Source organism: Stenotrophomonas sp. STEN054, assembly GCF_056854535.1.
The window spans coordinates 1-7,436 of the sequence record NZ_JBXFWG010000088.1; the positions used below are offsets into that span (position 1 = coordinate 1).

Below are 7,436 nucleotides of genomic sequence, written 5' to 3' on the forward strand. Positions count from 1 at the left end.
GGGGGGGGTGGGCTGGGGTGGGGGGTACCACTTCAGGGGGGGGTGGCCGGGGGCAGCCTGGCGGCGGACACCCCGGCCCAGCCCACCCGCCCGGCCTCTGACAGTTTCCGGTTGCGTCCACCCACGGAAAAGAAAAAAGAGAATCAAAAGCTGCTTCGCCTGGCGCTCTTTGTAGAGCCGACCCCACGCTCGGCTGCTCTCCGCGAAACCTCCAGCCGAGCATGGGCTCGGCTCTACATTCCTTCTCCATCCGACATCAGAAACCGCTCTTGCCTTCGCCATCCGCTCCGCCTCATGAAGCTGTCGAGACCGGGGTGGTGTGGGATCCCAGGGGTGTGAGCGGCATGGATGCCGCGACCAAGCCCCCATGGACGGGTTTACGGCGTCCCTTGCCATCCCACACCACCCCGGCCCACCCCCAGCACCACGAAGCGCCAGCGCTTTGGCTGTTGCAGTTGCTGTTGCTGTTGCCGTACGCCTCTGCCTGCCGCAGGCATCGGCAGCCGATACAATGGCCGTCTGCCGTACACCGGCATCCTGTCCCCGAGCCAAAGAGTTGCCCATGTCCATCGTCCGCATGACCGACCTCGACCTCTCCGGCAAGCGCGTGCTGATCCGCCAGGATCTGAACGTGCCGATCGAGAATGGCCGCATCACCTCCGAACAGCGCATCACCGCGTCGCTGCCGACGCTCAAGCGCGCGCTGGAGCAGGGTGCCGCCGTGATGGTCACCTCGCACCTGGGCCGCCCGAAGGAGGGCGTGTGGAGCGAAGCCGATTCGCTGGCGCCGGTCGCCGCGCGCCTGTCCGAGCTGCTCGGCCGCGAGGTTCCGCTGGTGCGCGACTGGGTCGACGGCGTCGACGTGCAGCCGGGCCAGCTGGTGCTGCTGGAAAACTGCCGCATGAATGTTGGTGAGGGCAAGGATGACGAAGCCCTGTCCAAGCAGTACGCCGCGCTCTGCGACGTCTTCGTGATGGATGCCTTCGGTACCGCGCACCGCGCCCAGGCCTCCACCCACGGCGTCATCCGCTTCGCCCCGGTCGCCGCCGGTGGTCCGCTGCTGATGGCCGAGCTGGACGCGCTGGCCAAGGCGCTGGACGCGCCGGCCCAGCCGCTGCTGGCCATCGTCGCCGGCAGCAAGGTCAGCACCAAGCTGGAACTGCTGGCCAACCTGGTCGGCAAGGTCGACCAGCTGATCGTCGGTGGCGGCATCGCCAACACCTTCATCGCCGCCGCCGGCTACAAGGTGGGCAAGTCGCTGTACGAACCGGACCTGCTGGATACCGCCAGGAAGATCGTGGCCGATGCGCAGGCACGTGGCGCGGCCATTCCGCTGCCGGTGGACGTGGTCACCGCCAAGCAGTTCCTGCCCGATGCCGCCGCCGAAGTGAAGGCCGTCGACGCCGTGGCCGAGGATGACCTGATCCTGGACATCGGCCCGCAGACCGCCGCGCAGTACGCGCAGCTGATCGAGAAGGCCGGCACCGTGGTCTGGAACGGCCCGGTCGGCGTGTTCGAATTCGAAGCCTTCAGCAAGGGCACCGAGGCGCTGGCCCGTGCCATCGCCAGCTCCAGCGCGTTCTCCATTGCCGGCGGCGGCGACACCCTGGCGGCCGTCGACAAGTTCGATATCGCCGGTGATGTCAGCTATATCTCCACCGGTGGCGGCGCGTTCCTGGAATTCCTGGAAGGCAAGACCCTGCCGGCCGTGGCTGCGCTGGCCGCACGCGGCGCATGAGCGCCGGGCTGCGTGGTGACGGAGAAGAGCGTGCAACGCTCTTCTTCGACATGGATGGCACCCTGATCGATTCGGAAGTGGGCATCACCACCTGCATCGCCTATGCGCTGCAGAAGATGGGCCAGCCGGTGCCGCCGCAGGAAACCCTGCTGGGCTGGATCGGGCCGTCGCTGCGCACCACCTTCGGCCCGCTGTTCGGTGACGACGTGCGGGTGGAGGAGGCCGTCGCCTTCTACCGCGAGCGTTTCGACGTGGAAGGCTGGCGTGAGCACACCATCTACCCGGGCATCGAAGCGACCGTGCGCGCGCTGCATGGTCGCGGCCACCGCCTGGCCGTGGTCACCGCCAAGAACGAGCCGCACGCGCGGCGCATCGTCGAGCACCTGCCGTTCGGCAGCCTGTTCGATGAGGTGGTCGGTTCGACCCCGGATGGCTCGCGCAGCAGCAAGCCGCAGCTGGTCGGCGAGGCGCTGCAGCGCCTGCAGCTGCAGCCCACGCAGTGCTGGATGATCGGCGACCGCCGCATGGACATCGAAGGCGCACGCCACCACGGCCTGCGCAACGTGGGCGTGCTGTGGGGCTTTGGCGGCGAAGCCGAGCTGACCGAGGCCGGTGCCGGCCACCTGGCCCACGAACCGGCGCAGCTGCTGGCCCTGCTGGCCTGACCTGCGGCGCTGCTGGTTGCCGGCCCATGCCCGGCGGGCCCTGTGCACCTGATGGCCGGGCCGTGTCCGGAACATGTCCGTTCGATGTCCCGCAGAGTCAGTTGCCCCAAGGCTGTAACCGTATACATGGGGCGTGAAGGATGTGCTAATTTCCCACCTTTAACGGGAGAGGCCCAGTCACCATGTTCGAGCGTCAGCGTCGCACCAAGATCCTAGCCACCCTCGGTCCGGCGACCGACCCGCCGGGCGTGCTGGAGGATCTGTTCCGCGCAGGCGTGAACGTGGTTCGCCTCAACTTCAGCCACGGTGATCCGTCCGGCCAGGCCAAGCGTGCCGCCGACGTCCGCGCCGCCGCACAGCGGGTGGGCGTGGAAGTGGGCATCCTGGCCGACCTGCCGGGCCCGAAGATCCGCATCGAGCGTTTTGCCGAAGGCAAGATCAAGCTGAAAGCCGGTGACCGTTTCGACCTGGTCGCCTCGGCCACCCCGCCGTCGGGCGACACCAGCCAGGTCGGCGTGAGCTACCTCGGCCTGCCGCAGGACGTGACTGCCGGTGACGTCCTGCTGCTGGATGATGGCCTGATGCAGCTGCAGGTCGTTGAAGTGGACGGCGAGCGCATCATCAACACCGTGCTCAACGACGGTGTGCTGTCCGACCGCAAGGGCCTGAACAAGCAGGGCGGCGGCCTGTCGCTGGGCGCGCTGACCGAGCGCGACAAGGAACTGATCGGCATCGTCGCCAAGATCGGCGTCGACTTCATCGCCGTGTCCTTCTGCCGCAACGCGCAGGACATGAACGATGCACGCGAGATTGCCGAATCGCATGGCTGCTACGCCGCGCTGGTGTCGAAGATCGAGCGCACCGAAGCCATCGAGAACCTGGAAGAGATCGTCGAAGCCAGTGATGTGGTGATGGTGGCCCGTGGCGACCTCGGCGTGGAAATCGGCGACGCCGAGCTGCCGGGCCTGCAGAAGAAGATCATCAAGGCCTCGCTGGCGCAGAACAAGGTGGTGATCACCGCCACGCAGATGCTGCAGTCGATGGTGGAAAGCCCGATCCCGACCCGCGCCGAAGTGCTGGACGTGGCCAACTCGGTCATCGACGGTACCGACGCGGTGATGCTGTCGGCCGAAACCGCGGCCGGTGCCTACCCGGTGAAGGCGGTCGAAGCGATGGCTCGCATCTGCCTGGGTGCCGAACGCCAGTTCCAGATCGACACCGATTTCGGCGCATCGCCGCGCAACCTGGAACGCGCCGACCAGGCCATTGCCATGGCCACCATGTTCCTGTCGCAGCACGTGGGTGTGCGCGCCATCGTGGCAATGACCGAATCCGGCGGCACCGCACGCTATCTGTCGCGCTTCCGTGCCTCGGCACCGGTGTTCGCGGTCACCCGCCATGATGGTGCACGCCGCCAGATGGCGCTGATGCGCGATGTGTTCCCGATCAACTTCGACAGCCGCGGCTTCACCCCGCGCGAAGCGGCACGCGGCAGCATCCGCCTGCTGGTCGAAGGCGGCATGTTGCAGGCCGGTGACCGCGTCGTGTTCACCAGCGGCGAGCACATGGAAACCCATGGCGCCACCAACACCCTGCGTCTGCTGGAAGTGGGCGATGACGGCCGCGCCAGCGGCCTGGGCGACCTCTGATCGAGCCCTGACGGTATCGGGTCGGCGCTGCCGATCCAGGGTCAGAGGCCCTGCGGGAATCTGACCCCACGCCGACCTGGGGTCGGATCCCCGCAGGGGCTCCGACCCCCAGGGCGCAGGACATCCTTTGTCCTGCGCAGACATGGAAGCGTTTCCATCCTGTCCTCCACGGCGAGGCAACGGGCAGCGGGGCTATACTTACGTTTTTCCCGCACCCGCCACAGGAAATACATGAGCATCGAACAGCTGGCTGAAACCGCCCAGGCCATGGTCGCCCCGGGCAAGGGCATCATCGCGATCGACGAATCCACCGCTACCATCGCCAAGCGTTTCGCCGGCGTCGGTATCGAGAACACCGAGGAGAACCGTCGTGCCTACCGCGAGCTGCTGCTGACCACGCCGAAGCTCAACGAGCACATTTCCGGCGCCATCCTGTACGACGAAACCATCCGCCAGTCGACGAAGGACGGCGTGCCGTTCGCCAAGTACATGGCCGACCACGGCATGATTCCGGGCATCAAGGTGGACAAGGGTGCACACCCGCTGGCCGGCTGCCCGGGCGAGCTGGTCACCGAAGGCCTCGACGGCCTGCGTGAGCGCCTGCAGGAGTACTACAAGCTGGGTGCGCGTTTCGCCAAGTGGCGTGCGGTCATCAACATCGGCGACAACACCCCGTCGGGCACCTGCATCGAGTCCAACGCCCACGCGCTGGCCCGCTATGCCGCCCTGTGCCAGGAATGCGGCCTGGTGCCGATGGTCGAGCCGGAAGTGATCATGGACGGCGACCACGACATCGAGACCTGCTACGAAGTCACCGAAGCCACCCTGCGTTCGCTGTTCGACGCGCTGTACCAGCAGAACGTGCTGCTGGAAGGCACCATCCTGAAGGCCTCGATGGTCATCTCCGGCAAGGGCTGCGATGAGCAGGCCGACGCCGAGGAAGTGGCCGAATCGACCGTCATGTGCCTGAAGAGCACCGTGCCGGCGATCCTGCCGGGCGTGGTGTTCCTGTCCGGTGGCCAGACCGACGAGCAGTCGACCGAGCACCTGAACGCGATGAACCAGATGGGCAACCTGCCGTGGCCGCTGAGCTTCTCCTACGGCCGCGCCATGCAGCAGGCCGCGCTGAAGCTGTGGGCCAAGGACATGAAGGGCAACTATGCCGCTGCCCAGAAGACCGTGTACGAGCGCGCCAAGGACAACGGCCTGGCCGCGCTGGGCAAGTGGAACGGCTGAGCCGCCCGCTTCCCCGCATGAGGTAATAGCGCAGACGCCGGCACCATGCCGGCGTCTGCTTTTGCGGGTATGGTTGCTGCTCCCGCGCGCAGGGCCTGTGCGCGCGGGATGTCCGCCAAGGCCAGGGAGAGGTTCAATGCGTACCACCGCGATCGCGCTGGCCATCGCCACGGTGCTGTCCGTGGCAGGCTGCAACCGGATCGGCCCGGCCGAGCCGGCGGGCAGGGTGCCCGTGCTGCAGTTCGACCGGCCGGTGTCCGGCGAGATCACGTCGCGCAGCGGCATGAACTTCAACAACGGCAGCCGCCATCAGCTTTACCAGATCACCGTGCAGGACAAGCAGCGCGTCGGCATCACCCTGACCGGCACCCTCCGCGGCGCGATGACCGTCTTCCACGACGGCAAGGTGGTGGCCCGCAGCCGCACCTACTACGAGGGCAGTGACATTGCCGTCGCGTTCCGTGCCGAGGGGGGCGGCAGCTACCAGGTGGCGGTGAACGCCGATGCGCCGGACACCTACGGTCCGTTCCGGCTGCGCGCGGAAGTGCTGAAGCCCCACGACGGCACGCCGATCATCAACGCGGGCCATGTGTCCGACCTGCTGCTGGAGTCGTCGCAGGCCTACACGCTGCAGGTGGACACGGCCGGCCTCTACACCATCGACCTGCGTTCGGAGGTGTTCGACACCCTGCTGGCGCTGGAGGGCGAGGGCCAGGACGCCGAGAACGACGATGGCGGCGAAGGCAGTGATTCGCGCATCAGCCTGCTGCTGCAGCCGGGCCGCTATACGCTCAACGTCAGCAGCCTGGATGACGAGGAGAACGGCGCGTTCACCCTGGATGTCCAGCGCAGCAAGGCGCCGGCCACGATGGTCGAGCAGGACGACACGACACTTCCAGCCTCGGGCAGCGTGTTCACCACGCTTGATGGCGAAGGCCGCCGGCGTTTCCTGCTGCGCCTGGATGCACCGGCGCGGGTGAAGCTGGATGCGCTGTCCAGCCAGGTCGACACCGTGCTGCACCTGGTCGGCGGCGATATCGACATCGAGGACGATGACGGCGGCAACGGCACGGACGCGCGCCTGCAGGAGACGTTGCCGGCTGGCCACTACACGGTGGAGGTGTCAAGCGTGGAGGGCGATTCCGGCCTGGTGGAGCTGCGGATCCAGTAGATCCACGCCATGCGTGGATGGCCTTTCGCGCACATCAACGAAAAAAAGGCCGGGCAATGCCCGGCCTTTCATCCACCTGCGGTACTGGGCGTCAATGCGCCGCAGCGAATCCGGCATCACCCAGCGGCGGCAGCGGCAGGATGCGTTCGGCCTCTACCGGCTGGCCAGTCGCACTCAGCGCCTGCTGGTAGGCCTTCGCCGTGGCGGTATTGAACGCCACCAGCATGATGCGCATCGGCTGCGCATGGCTGCGCTGCCACGCCAGCGTCTCGGTCACCGCCACCTGTGCGGCCTGGTACAGCGGGTAGCCGTAGACGCCGCAGCTGATGGCCGGGAACGCGATCGACTGCACGCCCAGCGATTCGGCCAGCTGCAGCGATTTCCAGTAGCAGTTGGCCAGCAGGGCGGGTTCGTCGCGTTGGCCGTCATGCCAGACCGGGCCGACCGTGTGCAGCACGTGCCGCGCGGGGAGTGCATAGGCGTCTGTGGCACGCACTTCGCCGGTCGGGCAGCGCACACCCGGGCGCAGTTCCGGCAGGCGCTCGCACTCGGCCAGCAATCCTGGGCCGGCTGCACGGTGGATGGCACCGTCCACACCGCCCCCGCCGAGCAGGGTTTCGTTGGCCGCGTTGACGATCGCATCCACCGCCAGGGTCGTGATGTCGCCCTGCCACACTTCGATCTTCATGCGTCCGTCTCCTGCCTGTTGTTGTTGCGCGCCGTGCCCGCGCTGGGTGCCCCCACCGTAGTGGAGAGGGCATCCATGCTGCGTCATGACCGTCTCACGCGCTGCGATTACGGTCGTCACGCACGATGGGGGCAATAACCTTCACGCAGGCTGAAGTGGTAGCGCCCGGCCCCGACCCGCCGCGAAAAAAAAACCCCGGCCGGGGGCCCCCCCACCGCGGGGTTAGGCCCCCCCGGCCCGAAACCCCCGCCCCGCCCCCCACCGGCGGGGGAACCCAAATGAAAAAAGC

The 7,436-nt window shown here is 67.3% G+C and carries 6 protein-coding genes; 5 read left to right on the forward strand and 1 reads right to left on the reverse strand.

The window, feature by feature from the left end; genetic code table 11:
* The first annotated feature begins 562 nt into the window (after window positions 1-562).
* The 5 genes from AC1VXD_RS19320 to AC1VXD_RS19340 all read left to right on the forward strand — a co-directional run bounded on the left by AC1VXD_RS19320 (window position 563) and on the right by AC1VXD_RS19340 (window position 6,459).
* Window positions 563-1,738, forward strand: a complete 1,176-nt coding sequence (locus AC1VXD_RS19320) for a phosphoglycerate kinase (RefSeq protein WP_482993407.1) — start codon at window positions 563-565, stop codon at window positions 1,736-1,738.
* The gene (locus AC1VXD_RS19325) at window positions 1,735-2,403 is read left to right on the forward strand and encodes an HAD hydrolase-like protein (protein ID WP_482993408.1); all 669 of its coding nucleotides are present in this window, start codon (window positions 1,735-1,737) and stop codon (window positions 2,401-2,403) included. The genes AC1VXD_RS19320 and AC1VXD_RS19325 overlap by 4 nt, the downstream gene beginning before the upstream one ends.
* 182 nt (window positions 2,404-2,585) lie before the next feature.
* A complete protein-coding gene (gene pyk, locus AC1VXD_RS19330) occupies window positions 2,586-4,052 on the forward strand; it encodes a pyruvate kinase (protein WP_482993409.1) in 1,467 nt (488 codons plus the stop codon).
* Between the two features lie 231 nt (window positions 4,053-4,283).
* Window positions 4,284-5,288 carry a class I fructose-bisphosphate aldolase gene (locus AC1VXD_RS19335; protein WP_116863705.1) on the forward strand — a complete coding sequence of 335 codons (1,005 nt, stop codon included), beginning with the start codon at window positions 4,284-4,286 and terminating at the stop codon, window positions 5,286-5,288.
* A gap of 136 nt (window positions 5,289-5,424) precedes the next feature.
* On the forward strand, window positions 5,425-6,459 hold the full coding sequence (locus AC1VXD_RS19340) for an ABC transporter substrate-binding protein (protein ID WP_482993410.1): 1,035 nt from the start codon (window positions 5,425-5,427) through the stop codon (window positions 6,457-6,459).
* Window positions 6,460-6,550: 91 nt separating this feature from the next.
* Here the strand turns inward: AC1VXD_RS19340 and AC1VXD_RS19345 are convergent, their stop codons facing one another.
* Window positions 6,551-7,147: an O-acetyl-ADP-ribose deacetylase gene (locus AC1VXD_RS19345; RefSeq protein WP_482993411.1), complete on the reverse strand. Its 597-nt coding sequence runs from the start codon at window positions 7,145-7,147 to the stop codon at window positions 6,551-6,553.
* Between the last annotated feature and the right edge of the window lie 289 nt (window positions 7,148-7,436).

Bases quoted from the DNA above. Each gene is read 5' to 3' on its own strand.
- AC1VXD_RS19320 (WP_482993407.1), top strand. From the start codon at position 563: ATGTCCATCGTCCGCATGACCGACCTCGACCTCTCCGGCAAGCGCGTG.
- pyk (WP_482993409.1), top strand. From the start codon at position 2,586: ATGTTCGAGCGTCAGCGTCGCACCAAGATCCTAGCCACCCTCGGTCCG.
- AC1VXD_RS19325 (WP_482993408.1), top strand. From the start codon at position 1,735: ATGAGCGCCGGGCTGCGTGGTGACGGAGAAGAGCGTGCAACGCTCTTC.
- AC1VXD_RS19345 (WP_482993411.1), bottom strand. From the start codon at position 7,147: ATGAAGATCGAAGTGTGGCAGGGCGACATCACGACCCTGGCGGTGGAT.
- AC1VXD_RS19335 (WP_116863705.1), top strand. From the start codon at position 4,284: ATGAGCATCGAACAGCTGGCTGAAACCGCCCAGGCCATGGTCGCCCCG.
- AC1VXD_RS19340 (WP_482993410.1), top strand. From the start codon at position 5,425: ATGCGTACCACCGCGATCGCGCTGGCCATCGCCACGGTGCTGTCCGTG.